Annotated in this window: 18 protein-coding genes and 3 pseudogenes; 9 read left to right on the plus strand and 12 right to left on the minus strand. The window is 42.5% G+C overall.

Translation table 11 applies throughout. The features are described from left to right. Positions 1–65 precede the first annotated feature (65 nt). The 8 genes and pseudogenes from WR49_RS12155 to WR49_RS12185 form a co-directional block, all read right to left on the minus strand. Complete coding sequence (locus WR49_RS12155; protein ID WP_014386741.1) at positions 66–1,370, minus strand: DUF3150 domain-containing protein; 1,305 nt, start codon at positions 1,368–1,370, stop codon at positions 66–68. A gap of 445 nt (positions 1,371–1,815) precedes the next feature. Further along, positions 1,816–1,959, minus strand: coding sequence for a hypothetical protein (locus tag WR49_RS21490; protein WP_164496844.1), 144 nt, complete (start codon positions 1,957–1,959; stop codon positions 1,816–1,818). An 85-nt stretch (positions 1,960–2,044) separates the two neighbouring features. After that, a complete protein-coding gene (locus tag WR49_RS12160) occupies positions 2,045–3,055 on the minus strand; it encodes a YqaJ viral recombinase family nuclease (protein ID WP_046224184.1) in 1,011 nt (336 codons plus the stop codon). Positions 3,056–3,295: 240 nt separating this feature from the next. Then, positions 3,296–4,120: pseudogene (bet, locus tag WR49_RS12165) on the minus strand (phage recombination protein Bet); the annotation flags it as partial. 65 nt (positions 4,121–4,185) lie between these two features. After that, positions 4,186–5,067: a hypothetical protein gene (locus tag WR49_RS12170; RefSeq protein ID WP_046224186.1), complete on the minus strand. Its 882-nt coding sequence runs from the start codon at positions 5,065–5,067 to the stop codon at positions 4,186–4,188. Between the two features lie 9 nt (positions 5,068–5,076). Continuing rightward, positions 5,077–6,048, minus strand: a complete 972-nt coding sequence (locus WR49_RS12175) for an AAA family ATPase (RefSeq protein ID WP_046224187.1) — start codon at positions 6,046–6,048, stop codon at positions 5,077–5,079. A gap of 991 nt (positions 6,049–7,039) precedes the next feature. Beyond that, on the minus strand, positions 7,040–7,261 hold the full coding sequence (locus tag WR49_RS12180) for a hypothetical protein (protein WP_014386733.1): 222 nt from the start codon (positions 7,259–7,261) through the stop codon (positions 7,040–7,042). A 165-nt stretch (positions 7,262–7,426) separates the two neighbouring features. After that, positions 7,427–7,750: a hypothetical protein gene (locus tag WR49_RS12185; RefSeq protein ID WP_014386732.1), complete on the minus strand. Its 324-nt coding sequence runs from the start codon at positions 7,748–7,750 to the stop codon at positions 7,427–7,429. Between the two features lie 296 nt (positions 7,751–8,046). Between WR49_RS12185 and WR49_RS12190 the strand changes: the two genes are divergently transcribed. Then, positions 8,047–8,721 (plus strand): DUF1845 domain-containing protein, encoded by a 675-nt coding sequence (locus WR49_RS12190; RefSeq protein WP_014386731.1) that lies wholly within the window; start codon positions 8,047–8,049, stop codon positions 8,719–8,721. A gap of 259 nt (positions 8,722–8,980) precedes the next feature. On the opposite strand, the gene WR49_RS12195 is transcribed toward WR49_RS12190, so the two are convergent. Then, the gene (locus tag WR49_RS12195; RefSeq protein WP_046224188.1) at positions 8,981–9,448 is read right to left on the minus strand and encodes a hypothetical protein; all 468 of its coding nucleotides are present in this window, start codon (positions 9,446–9,448) and stop codon (positions 8,981–8,983) included. A 1,193-nt stretch (positions 9,449–10,641) separates the two neighbouring features. On the opposite strand from WR49_RS12195, the gene WR49_RS12200 reads away from it, so the two are divergent. From WR49_RS12200 to WR49_RS12210, 3 genes are all read left to right on the plus strand, one after another. Further along, positions 10,642–11,646 (plus strand): retron St85 family effector protein, encoded by a 1,005-nt coding sequence (locus WR49_RS12200; RefSeq protein ID WP_046224189.1) that lies wholly within the window; start codon positions 10,642–10,644, stop codon positions 11,644–11,646. After that, on the plus strand, positions 11,639–12,580 hold the full coding sequence (locus WR49_RS12205; RefSeq protein ID WP_046224190.1) for a retron St85 family RNA-directed DNA polymerase: 942 nt from the start codon (positions 11,639–11,641) through the stop codon (positions 12,578–12,580). The genes WR49_RS12200 and WR49_RS12205 overlap by 8 nt, the downstream gene beginning before the upstream one ends. A gap of 131 nt (positions 12,581–12,711) precedes the next feature. Then, positions 12,712–13,188 carry a hypothetical protein gene (locus WR49_RS12210; RefSeq protein WP_046224191.1) on the plus strand — a complete coding sequence of 159 codons (477 nt, stop codon included), beginning with the start codon at positions 12,712–12,714 and terminating at the stop codon, positions 13,186–13,188. Here the strand turns inward: WR49_RS12210 and WR49_RS12215 are convergent. Beyond that, positions 13,131–13,892, minus strand: a complete 762-nt coding sequence (locus WR49_RS12215; protein WP_046224192.1) for an IS5 family transposase — start codon at positions 13,890–13,892, stop codon at positions 13,131–13,133. The genes WR49_RS12210 and WR49_RS12215 overlap by 58 nt on opposite strands. A 434-nt stretch (positions 13,893–14,326) precedes the next feature. Between WR49_RS12215 and WR49_RS12220 the strand changes: the two genes are divergently transcribed. After that, a complete protein-coding gene (locus WR49_RS12220) occupies positions 14,327–15,013 on the plus strand; it encodes an EAL domain-containing protein (protein WP_231574704.1) in 687 nt (228 codons plus the stop codon). A gap of 9 nt (positions 15,014–15,022) precedes the next feature. On the opposite strand, the pseudogene WR49_RS21050 reads toward WR49_RS12220, so the two are convergent. Both WR49_RS21050 and WR49_RS12225 read right to left on the minus strand, forming a co-directional pair. After that, positions 15,023–15,268 (minus strand): annotated as a pseudogene (locus WR49_RS21050) (helix-turn-helix domain-containing protein); the annotation flags it as partial. 32 nt (positions 15,269–15,300) lie between these two features. Continuing rightward, complete coding sequence (locus WR49_RS12225; protein ID WP_331428882.1) at positions 15,301–15,798, minus strand: IS66 family transposase; 498 nt, start codon at positions 15,796–15,798, stop codon at positions 15,301–15,303. A 63-nt stretch (positions 15,799–15,861) separates the two neighbouring features. Between WR49_RS12225 and WR49_RS12230 the strand changes: the two genes are divergently transcribed. The 4 genes and pseudogenes from WR49_RS12230 to WR49_RS12240 all read left to right on the plus strand — a co-directional run bounded on the left by WR49_RS12230 (position 15,862) and on the right by WR49_RS12240 (position 18,854). Beyond that, the gene (locus WR49_RS12230) at positions 15,862–16,782 is read left to right on the plus strand and encodes an IS5 family transposase (protein WP_046224194.1); all 921 of its coding nucleotides are present in this window, start codon (positions 15,862–15,864) and stop codon (positions 16,780–16,782) included. Positions 16,783–16,844: 62 nt separating this feature from the next. Next, positions 16,845–16,943 (plus strand): annotated as a pseudogene (locus WR49_RS21320) (IS30 family transposase); the annotation flags it as partial. A gap of 81 nt (positions 16,944–17,024) precedes the next feature. Continuing rightward, complete coding sequence (locus tag WR49_RS12235; protein ID WP_052715030.1) at positions 17,025–17,903, plus strand: hypothetical protein; 879 nt, start codon at positions 17,025–17,027, stop codon at positions 17,901–17,903. Positions 17,904–17,933: 30 nt separating this feature from the next. Beyond that, complete coding sequence (locus WR49_RS12240; protein WP_012196880.1) at positions 17,934–18,854, plus strand: IS5 family transposase; 921 nt, start codon at positions 17,934–17,936, stop codon at positions 18,852–18,854. Positions 18,855–19,003 lie beyond the last annotated feature (149 nt).

Raw genomic sequence — 19,003 nt, forward strand, 5'->3', positions numbered from 1 at the left:
TCTTCTCCAATTTGGACAGAAGAAACAAACCACCCTCGGAAAGGTGGTTGTCCCTTCCGAGGGGGTTAAAAATAACAATCCTGATCATCAAGCTCAGTTGGTTGCTGTTCAGGTTGACTTACAACATGATCATTAGAGTGAGATTGACCAAAGTCCTTGCCAACATAATCTGCTGGGTCTTGGCTATAGTCTTCCACTGGAATGTCATCACAATTTAGGTCTGCATCCCACAGAGTCTGAGAAGAGACATCGCTTTTGTCTTCCAAAGCATCATCTTCCTCGTCATCTTGGTTTGCACTGGATGTGCGGTTGGCTAAAAACGCTTCGAAGTCATCCAAAATAGTTTCAGGTTCTAAGTTATTAACTTGTTCACCATCTTCTTGGTTAACTTCTTGGCTTTGCGTTTGAACGTATGGTTGTTCCAGTGCCTCATCACTCTCAACACCTTCACTTTCATCTTCTTGATCAGAAGCTCCAGACTCTAATGAGCTGAGTTCATCTCTGGTCAAGGTTTTGGCTACATCATCAACACTAAGCGAACCACCAGCGTATTCTTGAATACGTTTGCGATCACACATGATTAATACAGCGGCCATAATTTGAAAGACGAACATACCTTCAATATTACGCTTTCCAGCTCCGTGCTTTTCGTACCCTGCTAGTGTTTGATCGAGCAGGCTAACGAGCGGAGTGAATGCGCTGTTCAAAAATGACAGTCCATCCACTTTATCACGTAGGTTTTTTAGCGTTGCGCCTGTAGCTGTTGCTACATGCATCTTCCCAGCTAAACGTTTGTTGTAAAAATCATTGGCATCATTTACCACCTCAGCAATGAGATCATCGCCCAACTCCTCAACCTTACGATTAAGTCTGTGTGCGCTTTGCTCATCTTGAGTAGGTTGAACCATAAACACCTGATATTCAAAACCAATTCGTTTTTCTACTTCTTCACGAGGAAGAGCTCCAGCACGAATAGCAGTCTCGTATTCAGGGTTTTCTCGACACCATTCATCAACGGCATTGTTGTAGCCAGTAACGAACTCGTGTTTTAACTGTTGAACTTCGACGTCAATCTTGTCCAACTTGGCGCAAATCTCATCAGTTTTTGCTACGGGTACAGCATAGCCATTCATGAATGGCATACCATAGCTAAGCAAAAAACGTCGAGTTTCTGTTTTCAAGCGATGAAAGCCTTTCAGCTTCGCTGGATCACAGATTTTTTTCGACCCTAATTGAGCTACTTTCTCTGGTGGAATTTCACCACCAGCACCCAATTTAAAGTCAGATGCAGACAAACGAGTTTGCCCACTCCAGATATCAAAATCAGCATTAATAACGCATAGATTTTCGAGATGTTTAACTTTTGACATGGTTTATTCTCCAGCAAAGTGAAAGCACACCATGTCCCGAACCGGGCATGATGTGCCCGGTTGGGCTATAAAGTTAAAGTGAGTTACGCAGGAATAATCATCCAGGTAAAGGTGGATGGAAATGAATTTCCAACACGTTGAACATTGTCGTACAAGGTGTCATTAAATACTCGGGTCATCCAGTTCGGAGAACCTTTCTTTTTATAACATAGCTTGTAGTTTTTCATGGTTGCCTCCTAGTGCAATAGACAGGAGGCTAACTCCGAACAGGAGAAGCTCCCCTGTTGGGTTAAATTGAAATGAGTTTGATGCTGTTTGTTTTTAGCGACCAGCTATCGCGTCTTCACTCTCGATGAGAGTAGAATTCGTCCTTTTCCGTTGAAGACCGAAAAAGCAATCTTCAATGGAAAAGGGGGGAATACATTCCCCCTTTCATGTCTACATTTCACATAGGCTCAATGTACCAGGTAACACTTTTTGGGAAAGAGTTTGCCACTCTTTGTACATTGGCATAAATCGTATCTTTGTAGATACGTTCTAGCCAGCGGCCACCATGTAGGTACATGAGCTTGAAGTTCTGTGTTTTCATTGTAGATGCCCTTTGTTGCTTGTTTCTAAAACACACTGACGCGATATGCTTTAGAAACAAGCCCCAAAGGGCTTGTTATTTATGCCTAAAAATAGGCTGACTCTACTTCTAGAGACACATCGTTTAAAGGGGCTAAAACCTCTTCATCTTGAATGTACCTCGGGTTAACAGAGCCTGTAACCGTTACTCGGTAACGTTCTGAGGTCTCCTCTCTATACGAGTTAAGATCCTCAGGCTTAATATTCGAACCTTTTTCTTCAAGTAGCTTTTGGTAATTTACCCGACCAGCGGCTTTGTACTTAGTGATCATTACACCGCAATAATCCGCATGGAAATATTCACCCATCAAAGATTTCATTTTATCAAGGTGAGGTTGCCGCTTATCTTTCAACGCTTGCAACCTATCTTCCAACTGCTTAATTTCTGCGTCATAAAGTCGGTACTGCTCCGCTTCGTAAATCCACTCGTTCACTTCCTTACCTTGCGGTATAAAAAGATCTCGCTTGGGGTCTTTCTCAGGCTCTTTACGCTCAGTGACTCGTTTCCAGAAGATTGTGCCCTTAGCCACAATTTCTTTTATCATAGGCTCATCTCGGGTGATAACAAACTCCTTGAGTTGCCCATTTCGGTAGAAAACTAGCCACCCTTGCTTTGCACCAGTAACTAACAACTGATGTTGAACTTGAGGGTAATATAACTGATAAGCCTTGCTGTTTTTTAGTTCAGAACAAACATCGTTCCAGACCGTTTCGCTAGGACATTTCAGTTCAGCAGGTTCACCATTGCCTCGTAGACCATCGAGCGATGCTCTAAACAATGGATATTGAACTGACTCGACACAAACAGGTAAGAGAATATCATTGTGCTTCTCCTCAAATGCACGTCTTGCTTTATCTTCGTTTTCAACCCCTTGGCGCACCAGAGGGTTTAGACTTAGATCGACTTCACGAGCATAGCCTGTTTTTTCAGCCCAGAGTCGCCATTCCGTTTTATAAGGAGAACGATTTAGTAGGATGCAGGCGTCAGTAGCAGTAATACCACCTTTACGCCATTCCAACCATTGTTCGCTCCTTTGAGATAGATTGACGATTTTCATAGCTCTCTCCTGTATTTAACAGGAGGAGTCCCCATCGCGGGGGAACTCCCCCGCAAGGGGTTAAAAGTAGTTGCCGTCACCACCCTCTTCCAGTTCAGGATCAGGTTCGTGCAAACCTTCTTCTAGAGGATCAGGATCATGCTGAATCGGCTCATCTGGTAACTCAGATTGAACATCGTCAACATTTCCCTTTTCCTGGATAGAAGCTTTTTGGGTTACTGCTGGTTCCATGCTATCAATCTCTGCATCACGCAAATATTGAACCGCATACTCCAACTCGGCACCAGAGAACCGACTTTCAACATACTCGTGAGTTGCTGACCACGCATTTTGCGCAATAGCTCTATCTGCAAGTTGTTTTAAAAGTGGGTCCATTTTCTTTTTATGCTCCAAGGCCAATGGACTTGAGGCTTCAATGACAGCTGGTTGTTTTGTGGTTTGTTCTGACGATACAACATGCGCTTCACCTTCAATTATGCGTTCAGCTTCATCTTGATCGTAAATTCCAGAAAACCCCAAACCGATACGCATACCTTGGATAAAGCCTTTGTGTCGTAACTGTCGTTTCGTGTGAGTCTGCCAAGGGCCAATAACAGTGTAAGGACCGTACTGACCCGTTGCTTCGACTGGTGGACGATAGACTTCATCAAGATATTCTCGAATACGTATAGACCGTGTACGGTCCTTTCTGTAAACGATACACTCCACCCATTCTGGACATTTCACCTTTGCTCCGGGCATTTCAATAAGATTTTCAGAGTATTCAAACTCCACCCCATCAAATTGCTTGTGCTCGTTGGCAATCCGGCTCCAGCCATCAACACCAACAACAGGTACTATGCCGCCGCTTTTATCAGGGAAAGCGTATATTTCTCGCGTAAACGGATTCAGATTGTACTGCTCCGCTACGATGAGTAATGCCATCATCTGCTCATCAGTTGGTGCGCTTCCGTCTCGCTGCTTAAAGGCTGTTAGCTTTAAAGTTTCAAAAAACTTCTTAGCATCAACCCCAAACCGCTGAGCCATTCTTTCAACTAATGATTTCGTTTCTGGTTTTGTAGACATGGTGTTCTCTCCGTTGAGATGGAAGGGACACCATGACCCCTTAGGGCACAGTGCCCCTCTAGGGGTTAAAAATAGGAATCTTCGGTTTCGCAATCAATGTTATCCAATCGAAATAGTTCGGCGACTAAACCAAGACGTTCTGCCGCTTCTCTAACTTCGTTGTAATTCCATCCGAACTCAAAAAATATTCCTTCCAAAGAATCAAATCCGTCATAAATAAACAGATCACCATCTTCTCCACAGATTTTAACCAAGCGTTTTTCATCATCTTTAAAAAACTCCTGCTCAAATCTGCGTTGTAAATAAATGAACATCAGCAAAGGCTCATAGCCATCCGAAGCAGTTAGCGTCCCAGCACCTTCCAACATCGTTGGACAGATGGTGTTTTCGCTAGCGCCGCTTTTTACAGTTAGCTCATACCCTTTATTGGTTCTCATTAAAACATCAGGTAATTGAGATTGAGATCCTTTCTCTCTGGCAACATCGAAGCCAAGCTTTGATGCACCATCAGTAAAGACCCCGACAATAAACCCTCGGAGTAGAGCATGATTTGAAGCATCAACAGGTGATGACAACAACCAGCTCAGTGAGTAACCACCTTTTGATTCTGTTTCGGCTTCAAGAGAAGACACAGCTTTTGTTGTGGCGTTTACCTGCACTTCATCGAGGAAGGAGTACCCCTCTTTAAGCAGATCATCAACATGCTGATTTTCTTTCTCTTTCACGGTGACAGGAATCGTATCTAAGCTGGTGGCTCTGATTATCTGCCCATCGAGCAAGATAGTCTCTTTCCACCCGTTTAACTCAAAGAACTCTACCAATTGGTATTCAGTTGGCCCATCAGGATCGATGGACCATTGAACTGGCTTGTAACCAAGCATTACCTTGTCGATAGTCGTTCCACGTTCACGGATGTAACGTTTGCAAATCATGTTTTGCGTATCCATGAGATCCCCCTATCGCCACTGCTCACCGAAAACGTCTTTCGCTATGCGAATGACAGCTTCTTTCTCCTCACTTGAGGCTCGGATTAGCAATGATTGTTGTAAGGCATACTCAATGGCATTTGGCGCACCACGAAATTGCAACGTTAGTTTTGCCCAGCGCACAAGTGTCCGCGTAGACATTGTGATGCTGATTTGTCCATCATCCCCGTTTTCACCCATAAATAGTTTACGAATTTCATTAGCAATTCGAACCATACCATTACGAATGATGTCAGGAAGACGAGGAACTACTCGCTCCAGAACGCCGCGTTCATCTTGCTCTGCCATATATGGCACAACAGAGAAACGATAACGATCCATTGCGGCCAAGTTCTGCATCATTACGCCTTGGTATAATCCTGATGGATCACCTGAGCCTGTACTGTTACCAGTGACAATAACGCGGAACATTGGATGTGGTTTGATGATTTCTCCACCATTCTGAGCGATAACCAGTGGACGACCTTCAAGAATGTCGTTTAAACCGGAAAGCTCTGCTGGGTCAACCAAATCAACCTCGTTAATGAGGAGGACATGGCCTTCACGCATAGCGATTGCTAAAGGGCCATACATGAATTGCATGACGGGAGTTTCTCCAGGCTTTGGTGAAATCAAGGCATGATGTCCAACTAAATCTGTGAACTCTAAACGACCATTAGCCGTAATTTGTTGCACAGGCCAGTTGAGACGCCCTGTAATTTCTGTAATGCCAGAAGTTTTACCAGAACCTGTTGGTCCGGTGACATAGTACGCATCACCGCAGGGATCATTCAAAAATGCTAAGCATTCTCTCAAGAACTCCTTTCGGAAAACGTAATCGGCGTGAGTTTGTGGAATAAAAGGATTGCTGCTATCGGCATAGCCTTTAGCGAGAATCTTTTCCGGAATATCCGGCATACCAAAAACATCACGTACTTTGAAGTTTGCATATTGTTGAGACATAGGTGCGCTCCTAATTGGTTGTGGGCACACCTAGACCCGTACCGAGCTAAGTGTGCCCGGTTGGGCTATTTCAATTAACGTTAATTGCTGTTTGTTTTTAGCGACCAGCTATCGCATCTTCACTCTCAGATGAGAGCAAAAATCTTTTTAGGCATAATTGTCGTATGCCTAAAAAGACTTGGTAAGTTCGGCCCTAAACTGGGCCGAATTTGATTATGAACACGCGGATATAGTGTCATTTTGACCAATAATACCTAAACGCTTAGCCCAGTCAGTAATAACCTCTTGAGCTTCAATAACACTACAAAATTGTCGTGGATTGATAGATATCGTTCGGCCACTGGCTAAATACAACACACCCGCGCAATCATCATAACAAGTGAACTCTCATACTATCTTATCCCCAATGCAATATTTCTCCTGACCCAATTTGCTTTGAATGAACATTTCCATAATGGAAAACGAAACACACGCTACTCAGAGACAGTGAACTATTGCTGTATAAAAAGGGACGTAATTTGTATTGGATTTTACTTGGCATGAACTGTCCTCCTTAGCCTGTGTCCTTCATTGTGTAACAAAGAGCCAGGTTATGGAGGCTTTGAATTTGAAACGCCAAATACCTGAGTACCGCTAAAAGCAATACCTGATACTGCCATGTTTTTTACCATACATGACTCCTATGACGCTTGTTTTCAAAACACGTACCACTACATGCTTTGAAAACAAGCCCCATTGGAGCTTGTTTATTTTGGCTATACCTATCCCTTCTGGGGTAGGTCCCCCGCCAGGGTTAAATTACTGATCACGATTACCGTGCTTTTTGTTTAACTTTTTTTCTACAATCCTCTTGGTTATCAACCCAATAACAATGATAGCTATCAGGCCCCCCAAGATGAGCGAAAAATATAACAGGCTTCCTGTTGTCATTGTTCTGTCCTCAAAGTGTCATTCAGATCCTAACGAAAATTAAGCTCAAAATTGAGCCTATTTATCCACTGTCACTAAATGCTACCAGAATGATAGAACCAACAACGTAAGCTGCCATGAAAACTAATCCCATAACAACAGCAGCGACATTAGCTCCGAGCACAGCTGCGGGATGTACACCACCAGTCATAAGACCAATACCACCAGTAATAACAGCACCAGTACCTAAGCCCAGCACTACATTCAAGATGGCTTTCCAGAAAGTAAATGTAATTTTGTTCATGATTTGTCTCCTTTTTGAACGTTTTTAAACGACAGAGACAAACTCACCCCTACGGGGTAGTTGCCCCCGTCAGGGTTTTTATTTTTAGAGATGAAAGATGAGATGTACGTGTTGTACATCTCATCAGTCAAGTCTTTTGGTTGAGCTATACCCTTAAAGATCTACTTACCAAACCAGCGTTTTTCCTTTACGGATATACGTTGGAATTTCTAGATAAGCATATTCATCGACAGGTTTAGCCGGAGTCGGTTGTTCTTGAGCAGGCTCAGGAACAACCGCAGTCTGAACAGCTTTCGCTTTTTGTTCAGCTTTTTCTTTGATAACGGCCTGTACAGACCGCGCTTTGTTACTCGCTTTGTTCCAAAAGAACAAACCTAAGTTCTGGAACTGCAACGCAAGAAAAGTAAATGCTTTCGCAAATACCATTGCTCCTACGTACAATGCGCCAAGACTAGCTACGATAACAAAAACGAAAGTGATGATGTGCATGGTGTTACTCCTTATAAAACTAAGGGGAGCAACACCCTTGGTCGGGGTATTGTTCCCCCGATTGGGTTTTGAAATGCCATACGGCATATGATTAATGCTGATTGTTTGTGGAGACCAGCTATCTCACATAAAGCCGCAGAGCGACTAAAGAGTCTTTACTATAGCACTTCTCGTAAAATGTAATAAATCGTTCTATCTGCCCGTTCTGGGCACATTTGTAGCTAAGGATTCGTCAATAGACCTTTTATCCTGTATCTGCGTTTATCTGTATCTGTATTCAATTGAAGGAGAAAGAAATGACAGACTTAGCAGAAACCTCTTTGGAACAACAACCAACCAAAAAAGAGCGCAACAATGCGGACCTTTCTCGCCCTGTATTCAAACGAGTGCTGAAAGTGAACAGTCTGCAAGCTCAACGTGTAGTCGAACGCAGCTTTCAGCGCGTTTCCGATTCACTGTTTTCGATTGATGTTATTTTGCGAATCATTGGTGAACAAGATGAAATTGACCAAGTAGAAAGCATCATCCAGGAGCACATCGAGAAAGTATCCGTTGATCTTGATACCGCCACTAATCAGCTACAAAAACTGATGGAAGACAACGGAATTGAAGGCGCTCCAGAATATACAAGCCCAAACCAGTACGATATCGAGATCAACTCACCACAAGTAGCTCAATTTGCTCACCTAGTGCGCAAGTTAGATAACTTGATGTTGTTAGTCGATACTCTATGGCTAAATAGTATCCTCACAAGCAAACAGCGCAAAGACGCCACTTATCAATGGCAACAACGCTTAATCAAACTTGCTGGCCGAATTATTGGTATTGAGAAGCGAGCTCGCATCTCAGCGCACTCCAAAGGCAAGAAAGATGAAGTTGAAGCAGCTGCTCCAACTCAAGAAACTACTGATGAAGAAATTGCATCCGAAGCCGACAATGCTGAATCTGGGGAAGATGAAAAGGCAGCTTAACGCTTTATGTCGGTTATCTATTGAGAGCCCTTCACATCGGAAGGGCTTTTTTGTGTGTCTCACTTTCACATGTGAAAGTCAAAAATGTCATCATTAACTTTAACTATTCGCTATTAGCCACGAGTCATCTGGAATGTGACCATTGCGCACTGCGATTTTATAAAAATCGGTAATCGTTGTTACTCCACGTTGCAAGGTATACTCAAGATAGTCACCCGATTGTCTACTTGGAACATATTTGCTCATTTGTTCTGGAGTTTTAATGTAGTGACTCAACTTGTAATCGACCCAGCCAGTCTCTGCGTTCTGCGTTCTGCGTCAATGTCACTGTAACTACCGTGGACATACCTTTTAATCGGAAAGCATAACCTGATTGAATGGGCTCATAGTGTTCTATCGCTTCATTTTCAAACACACCATCAATTGTCCAGCCTCGCTGGTTGTTGCTACCCTTTTCTCCCGCAATCATCTTTAAAATTTCCGATGAGTATTTCAATGTACTGTTGAAGCCATTACCACGACTATCAATTCGTGACGATTCATCATTCATCAATCGTTTGTTAGGGTTTAGCAATGCGTACAACAGATTTTTATCTTCTTCACTGTTCAGATCTCCGTACAAATTTTCAAGTGTGTATTCAGGATGACTCTGCGTGTGGAAAGTAATAAATCTATGATCTTTCAATCTCTCAGAGATATGAGTACGGCCAACGAGATTGAATTGCAATATTTTCCTAATATCGATTTTGAGTAATAAATATTGTCAATTTGAGGCTTTGAATGTTGTGAGTGTTATCCGAATTAATGGAATGCATCACTTCAGATGCTAGCAGAACAATAAGTCATTCATTTTTCTATTTAGCCGAGTAAGCAGCTATGTTATCCGTTCAATCTGACGTCTTCACCTAGCCCGTCTCACGAATGAATATTCACTTAATCGTCAGGTGCAACTACTGATTCAGTCACAGAATTCAGATGGAGAGCGAAACTGCCAGCCAAAACAGTTATGCCCCAAGATGTGTTTAGAGCGCAAGAAACCATCATGAGATTTATTTGTGAAACAAGCTGTTTCCCAATTGTCCAACAGGTTGTTTCGTAAATCACCTCTGCTCCAACCCGATTCTGATCTCGTCGCTTCGGCAATAGAACTAACTAATGTGCAAAATATGCACATTGCTTATCAAGCAACTATCGAGGATTCCTCGGTAGTTGAACTGTTGCAATTTTTGCAATAGTTGCCCGAGCAACGAGAAAGCTCAGTGATTGCAGATTCTGCAACAACTCATATCTGCCCCAAAATCGTTCAGAGCTAATACTCTACACATTTTTGGGGCGTGTATTTCCCCTACCAAAACTAATTCGATGGTATGTAACTTAAAACGCAATCTAGGCCTAAGTGAAATGGTGTAATGAGTTTGGCTTTAGCTTTACCAAGTTTCTAATTTTCAATTCATATAAAAATCATCAAAATAACTCGATTAATTCTTTATTAATCTGTGGTTTCTTCGCAACTTCGCTGCGGCTTACCACTACGACCTTGAAAAAAAACGCAAAAATCTGATTTAATTCTAATAATGAACAGTTAATTCAATACATGCCCAAGTTGGTTTAGCACAACTGAATTCGTTGCTTCCACTCAGCATTTAGCAATGCCTATAGAATCATCTTGATACTTAGAAAGTACGAATGTATATTCTGAACAATCCTTTACGCGTTGGTTTTGTTACAAACAGAACTTGTCGGGCGCATCGCCAGACAGTAATTTATTGTGGACATTTAGGGTTGCGCTTCAGCACTTTCCGCACGATCCTTCGTTCCTCAGGAGCGCACGAAAAGTCTTCAGCGCATCCTTTAGGTAAAGGCACTTATAAGGCAACCATTGGTTGCCTTATCTTTAATTAGCAATAGCTTATGTAGAAAATGGCAGAAAACACATACAGCAGCGTTACAGAAACTATCTTTAGTGATCTCAATCATTCAAACTTTTCTGTCAACTTCAGTACCCCTCCTATTATTTTTGTCTGTGGCGGACCTATGACTCAGGTTGCTGCAAGTGTGAGAGAAAGAGTTTTTACTTACTTCGCAAAAGACACTACAAGCAACATCACAGATCACCTAATTGCAGCAGAAGACTTTAAAGACTATTTTAAAGATGGTGCCTATGATGACCTTATGGAGTTTGAAGATGATATCGCTAGCATATCAACTCTTGTCGTAATATTTCTTGAGAGCGCCGGTTCACTTGTTGAGCTAGGGCTGTTTTGCAATCGAATTGAGCTCAAAGATAGATTGATAGTTTTTGTGCCAGCTGAAGAGCTTGAAGCTAAAGAAGATAATGAACCAGCGTACTCTTCGTTCATTTACCTAGGTGCTATTAAGAGTCTTAAACGACGCAATGATACGTCCGTCATGATTTATCCGTGGGCAAATACCGAATCTATAAAATATGATGAGCTTGATTTTGTAGTAAGTGATATCAAGGATAAGTTGGGAAAAGTTAAAAAGACAGATAAGTTCGACGTGAAAAACTCAGGACACATGTCTTATCTTATTCACGACATAATTCGTCTATGTGAGCCCATAAAACTAAGCGAAATAGAAATGGCTTTAATTTGCCTGGAAATCGATTATCCCACAAGAAATGTCACTAAGTGCTTATATTTACTGGAAAAATTCAAGCTTGCTTCTCCCTATGAGTACAGTGGTTCTAAGTACTATTACGTCAATGACGAATCACTATCCAAAATAAAATTTGGTAAATCTAGAAAAGGAAAAGTACTCGATGCACCTAACTTGAAAATGGAAATCAGGAGTTCATTTAATCCTGTTTTTATGAAAACAGAAGATGAAAAAGAAATAGAAATTGCAAAGAAAAGATTTAATGCTCTAAAACGTATAGTTCAAATAAGGAAAGCCAATGACTAATCTATTTGAAACATTACAAGAGCAACTATCCCTTTCGGATGACGAACTGTTATCTTACCTTCATACAGTGCCTCTCCGCTACAAACGCTACTACATTGACAAGCGTAATAGCACTGAAAAAAGGCTAATAGCTCAACCTTCCAGAACAGTAAAGATACTCCAAAAGTATGTTGCTTCCGAGTTGGAAGAAGTTATCCCTGTTCATCAATCAGCTATGGCCTACTGTAAAGGCAGGGGAATAAAAGAGAATGCTAAGAAGCACACACACTCTCGCTATCTGTTAAAAATGGACTTAAAGCGCTTCTTTGACTCCATTACTCCGACTATTCTTTCTGATGTAATAATGAAGCACGGTATCGAATTGAGTGAAAAAGACTACATTCTCGTTAGTCAATTATTTTTTTGGAAACTAAGAAGAAACAGTCCACTGCGCTTGAGTATTGGAGCACCTAGCTCTCCTTTTGTCTCAAACGCAATCATGTACTTCTTTGATGAAGAAATATCAAAACACTGTGAAGAGCTTAATATCGTTTACACTCGTTATGCCGACGATATGACATTCAGCACCAATAAGAAAAATGTTTTATTTGAATTAGAACGCACTGTAGTCAAATTACTTAGATTGAACTTTGGAAAAGACATCAAGGTTAACAAGGAAAAAACCGTACATTCATCTAAAGCTCATAATCGACACGTTACTGGAGTCACGCTGTCAAACACGGGAAAACTATCTATAGGTAGAGAAAATAAGAGGAATATTAGGGTAAGTATCCATAGGTTCATTAACGGAAAAACTAATGATAGGGATGTGCAAACTCTAAAAGGAAATTTAGGGTTTGCAAAACATATTGAACCTGAATTTGTAAAGAGCCTCGAAGATAGATACGGTGTAGAAACCATCAAAAAAATCCAGACATTTGATATTTTGCCATAGGATCTCATTGTGCCAGACCTATAACCGTAGACTGTTTTTGTAGTGGATAAGTGAGTTTGGCCACTTACTCAGAGTTTTTGCAATACCTAAGGTAATCCGCCAAATGCTATTTTAGTGAGGCATATAAAACGTTGTTGTCCAGAGACGTCTCACGACGCCTAGCTTGGGGACAGAAGCTAGACAAGACAGCTCAAGACCACTTGAAAGCTATAGCGGTGCAAAACTCTATTGAACGTGAAGCTAACCAGAATAGGAAGTATGAACATAACGCGCATCGAGCTGAACAGGCTTATAACTTAATGCCTGATGCCACACCAGAACAAGGTTATTTGGCTGCGAAAGGGGTTAAACCTTTCCCTGGTGCAAAAATGGATAAGCAAGGACGGTTAGTTTTACCGTTAAGAAATGAAAATGGTGATGTTAGAACGTTACAACGTATCAGTGAATCCGGTTTTAAATCTTTGAAAAAGAACGGCCAGAAGACCGGGAATTATCACGTTGTTGGTGAACAAGAACTAGGGCGTGTTGATCTTTGCTGTACATTTCGTGATCAACAATACATCGGTAACCACATCAACATGAATGCCAGCGATAACATGCTGGCATAATTCCTTTCTAGCTTGTCATATCTACTTGAAATAGCTCGATAATGCTTAATTCTCGCAAAGGCATTTTTGACCAAGTGACGATACTTGTATAGACACCAATCCATACTGTCTTTGTCTATATCTTGACCGTAATTGCGTTTAGCAATTACCGTTTTTCCGCCACGTTCCTTAACAAAAGTACGGAAAGGTTCGCTGTCATATCCTTTATCACAAACGATGGTATTAACTTCATCGAGTTGATCTATTAAGCTTTCGGCATGCACTATATCGTGGCGTTGTCCTTCTGATAAATCAAAGCAAATCGGCAGGCCGCCACTATCTACGGCTAAGTGAATTTTGGTTGAGTTGCCCCCGCGACTTTTTCCTATTTGCTCTGAGCTTTCAGTCGCTGCTCCTGTACTATGCTGATGCGCTCGAACTATAGAGCCATCAAGAAAGACCCATTCAAAATCAGCCATGCTAGATAAGCTTTTGAAAAGATTATCTAAAACCCCTTTCTTTGACCAAAGATTAAATCGTCTGTAAACGGTATTCCACTCTCCGAACTCAGAGGGCAGATCCCGCCAAGGAATACCTGTTCTCATTCGATAAAGTATTCCTTCAAATGTCATTCGATGTTCAGTTTTATCGTAAACACGACCTGTACTTTTCATAACTTGGAGTAGCAGTGTCCAGCGAATATCAGTTAGTATTGTTCTTGGCATGGTATTGGTTATGGTTTTACTTTTTGACGAAGCAAATTATAACTCTTTACCATGCTGTTTAAAAAACACTCACGAAAGATCAACACGCCCTAATGACCAACTGCTCAGGTAATATCGCCCGACACCGTTTCATCAGGCCTGTACTTTTCGCCATATTTTGAAGGGTGTCAGCATTAAAGAATTGCTTAAATTGGTTTTGTAAGGAGATAATCGTCATCGGCTTCACGGTTTATGTAGGTTTTTTGTTTGGCGACGATTATCTGATCATAAATGAAGCCCCTTTCTATCTAAATGAACTACTTAGCTCTTAAGATCCTGTCTATGATACGTTGTTGAGGATATGTATGAATACCCATCACTCTCAAGAAGTAGAGCCTGCTGGCACTCGATGTGACCATTGTGAGTGTCAAAAGCGTTCCTTTGAGGCTTTTACCATGGCTTTTCAGCCCATCTGGAACTGTCGCACTCAGTCGGTATTTGGTTATGAAGCCTTGGTGAGGGGGCTCAACAATGAGCCTGCTTACCAAATACTTTCGCAAGTCAATCAAGAGAATAAATACGCGTTTGACCAGCAGTGCCGTGCAAAAGCGATAAAATTAGCGGCCAAATTAGGTATGAAGGAGATGTTGAGTATCAACTTCCTTCCTAATGCTGTCTATGAGCCGGAACGGTGCTTGGCCACAACCTTGAAGCTTGCCAACAAATATGACTTTCCTACCTCGCAGATCATGTTTGAGTTTACCGAAGTCGAGCGCATTGAAGATACTGAACACGTACGCAACATTGTGGAGTATTACCATCGCCTCGGTTTTAAAACGGCGATTGATGACTTTGGTGCGGGTTATTCCGGCCTTAATCTGTTGGCCGATTTTCAGACCAACATCGCTAAGTTGGATATGGAACTGATTCGCGGGATAGATCAATCACACAGTCGACAGACGATCGTGAGGAATATGGTCGTGATGCTCAATGAGCTCCAGATCACTCCATTGGCGGAAGGAGTGGAAACTCTGCAAGAGTATCAGTTTTTACACTCGATAGGCGTGGAACTGATTCAAGGCTATTTGATTGCCAAACCAGGATTTGAGTCGTTGCCTGAGGTGACGATTCCGCCGCTCTAACTCATCAGATTATGCATTTTGTGCTTTCTGAAATTTCTCCCTATACTGCTGAGGCGACACGCCGACTAGAGGACGGAAGTGATGGCGCAGCGTGACGGCGCTGTCGAAACCCGATTGTTGAGCAAGTTGCTCAATGCTTAGCGGCTCGGTTTCCAATAACCCTTTGGCGCGTTCAATGCGCTGCTTGATAAGCCAGGCTTTAGGGGAGAGGTTGAAGCTTGAGCGAAATTTTCTATCAAACGTGCGCCGTGACAGTAACTATTCACCCGTGAGCTATTGACGGTGGTTTACGATAGGAATGCTGGCACCTGATAATTCACTTTGAGCATATGGTGTTCGACGATTTCACGTAACCATTTATAGGCTGAGATCTGCTGAAGCTTGGCAGTCTCTATAAGTGAGAACATACGTTCACGGAACAGATCGCCTCTATATGAGCGAGTCACGTAGCAGCACTTTCTCATCAATATATAATTACGCAGGACACGCTCTGCGGCATTGTTCGTTAACGGGCAGTCTCGATCATCCATAAAGCGCCACACCATAGCATCATCAGACATGAGATTTCGGCACCGACCTCGATAACGTTTCGAACATTGATAACTGCCCAGTTTGAGCCAATGAAGCCAACTTTTTCTTAACCGCCTGAGCCGGCGATAGTATTGGGTTTTGGTGAGCTTATCTTCGATATATCGGTGATGGCACTTGAACACACTGTGGGCGATCAACGCGAGTTTTTCCCCGATTTTTTGATTTTCAGGACAAACACGGCTTTGTTGCGTAATTCGATGGAACTAAATCAAGAAGCTACGATCTGAGCGGTTACGCCCATCAATCGTCGTAGCCTCATGCCTAAACCTCGTTACAAAACAACTAACTGGAAGCAGTACAATAAAGCCTTAATCAACCGTGGTTCTCTGACCTTTTGGATTGATGAGGAAGCGATAGCTGAGTGGAAGCAAAACAAACAAGGCAAGCGTGGTAGACCTCGCCGATTCAGCGACTTAGCCATTACTACCGCACTGATGGTGAAACGCGTTTTCTCTATGCCATTGAGAGCGCTGCAAGGTTTTCTAGACTCCGTATTTAAGCTGGCTAACATCCCGCTTGTTTGCCCGCACTACACCTGTATAAGCCGCCGAGCTAAGGAAGTTGAAGTTTCATTTAAAACCGAAACCAGAGGAGCGATACAACACCTGGCAATTGATGCCACTGGCCTCAAGGTTTATGGCGAAGGTGAATGGAAGGTCAAGAAGCATGGAACTGATAGGAAGCGCAGAGTCTGGCGTAAGCTGCATATCGCAGTAGATACACGCACCCACGAAATAGTCGCAGCAGAGCTGAGCTTATCTAACGTCACTGATGCCGAAGTGCTCCCCAACTTACTCAAGCAGACACGTCGTAAAATCATTGAGATATCAGGCGATGGCACTTATGACACAAGGAATTGCCATGATGCCATACGGATCAAGCGAGCGGTTCCGCTCATCCCGCCAAGAGAAGGAGCAGCCTTCTGGGAACAAGGGCATCCTCGTAACTTAGCGGTAGGTTGCCAGAAGCTTTACGGCTCCAACAAGAAGTGGAAAAAGAGGTATGGCTATCATAAGCGCTCTCTGTCAGAGACCGCAATGTACCGAGTAAAACAGTTGCTAGGTGGGAAATTAAGTCTAAGAAATTACAATACTCAGGTTGGCGAGACTTACGCTATGATCAAAGCGCTGAACAAGCTTACAGGGTTTGGTATGCCTGAAACTCGGTATGTTGTTTAAGAAGTGATCAGCATGGGGCTACCATATCTTCTCACCGAATTAAGCAACAAAGCCACAGCGATATTGAATTCGCTCTATTGCGGATAAATTATCGACCGAGAAAATGTTTAGACTTCAAGCAGCCAGCAATTGTATTTAAAGAAATGGTATTGGCTGCTTGATATTAGCGAGTGTCGCACTTCGCAGTTGAATTCGGGACTAAGTTACTTAAAATACAGCTTTCATTCAACGAGCGACTAAACATGCAGTCCAAAAAACAGAATCTAATTAGCAAAGCGTTGAAGCTCAGTATTATTGGGTACGGTTGTGTATTGCTGTTTTGTTCTCTACTTATCCTTTCTTACTTTCTTGAGGTGGAATGGATTTATCGTCCTGTCGCCAATGGCCCCGCGACTCATCCCTTGACCACTATAATACTCCTAGTGTTATCACTTACTGGTATTTTAATAAGAACATTGACTAAATGGGCTGGATTTCTATTAGTATTTGCTGGTGTTTGTTTGGTTACACGCCTTCAGCAAGAGTTGACGGGAAATAACATTATCGATGAAGTACTTAGCCTGAATAATACTTTTTCCCACTTACTAAACGTGCCTTCACCCATGAAAATGGGTAGTAACACCACATATATGCTTAGCTCCATCTTCATTGCATTGGTTTTCATGTTAAAGAAACGGTTTTGCTACCTCACACAAGTGATAGCAATTTTCTCCATTTTTTTACCACTACTATCGGCGGTCGGATACCTTTATAACGTTGATAATTTTCATGGCCAAATGTCACCAACAACGACTGTATTAGGAATGGTGCTGAGTATTTCAACCATATGCTTAGAGTCTAACAAAGGCATTGTACACGCATTGCTTGCTCCTACTTTTGGTGCCCGTATTGTTCGTTGGCAATTGATTGTAGGTGGGGGGATGTTCTTAGTTGGTGGGTACACCATCAATCATATACAAGAACAAGAAAAGGCGATTGCTCTATATGTCGTTTCAGTATGTTTTTGTTTCATTCTCATTATGTTAGTAAGTGCGGTGTCATATGAGCGGTATGACAAGCAACGGAGAACATTGGCTTTGTTGCTTAAATCGATGGAACTAAATCAAGAAGCTACGATCTGATCGGCTACACCCATTAATCGTCGTAGCCTCATGCCTAAACCTCGTTACAAAACAACTAACTGGACGCAGTACAACAAAGCCTTAATAAACCGTGGTTCTCTGACCTTTTGGATTGATGAGGAAGCGATAGCCGAGTGGAAGCAAAACAAACAAGGCAAGCGCGGCAGACCTCGCCAATTCAGCGACTTAGCCATTACTACTGCACTGATGGTGAAACGCATATTCTCTATGCCGTTGAGAGCACTGCAAGGATTTCTAGACTCGGTATTTAAGCTGGCTAACATCCCGCTAGTTTGTCCCCACTACACCTGTATAAGCCGTCGAGCTAAGGAAGTTGAGGTTTCATTTAAAACTAAAACCAGAGGTGCGATACAACACCTAGCCATTGATGCCACTGGCCTCAAGGTTTATGGCGAAGGCGAATGGAAGGTCAAGAAGCATGGTACTGACGGGAAGCGTAGGGTTTGGCGTAAGCTGCATATCGCAGTAGATACTAGCACCCACGAAATAGTCGCAGCAGAGCTGAGCTTATCTAACGTAACCGATGCCGAAGTACTTCCCAACTTGCTTAAGCAGACACGCCGTAAAATCATTGAGATATCAGGCGATGGTGCTTATGACACAAGGAATTGCCATGATGCCATACGGCTCAAGCGAGCTGTTCCGCTCATTCCGCCACGAGAAGGGGCAGCCTTCTGGGAACGAGGACATCCTCGCAACTTAGCAGTGGGTTGCCAGAAGCTCTACGGCTCTAACAAGAAATGGAAAAAGCGGTATGGTTATCATAAGCGCTCGCTCTCAGAGACAGCAATGTATCGGGTAAAACAGTTGTTAGGTGGGAAATTAAGCCTGAGGGACTACAACGCTCAAGTTGGTGAGACTTACGCTATGATCAAAGCGCTGAACAAGCTTACAGGGCTAGGTATGCCTGAAACTCAGTATGTTGTTTAAGAACTGAACAACATGGGGCTACCATGTCTTCTCATCGAATTAAGCAACAAAGCCGGTGAGTAATGAAACTGCCACTCAGACTAGGAATTTATACGTTGACCCCTCGTTTTGTGTACGTCAGAACTCTGATAAAGTCGTCATGTTAAAAA

The sequence above is a fragment of the Vibrio sp. ECSMB14106 genome (assembly GCF_000972265.1).
GTDB lineage: Bacteria > Pseudomonadota > Gammaproteobacteria > Enterobacterales > Vibrionaceae > Vibrio > Vibrio kanaloae.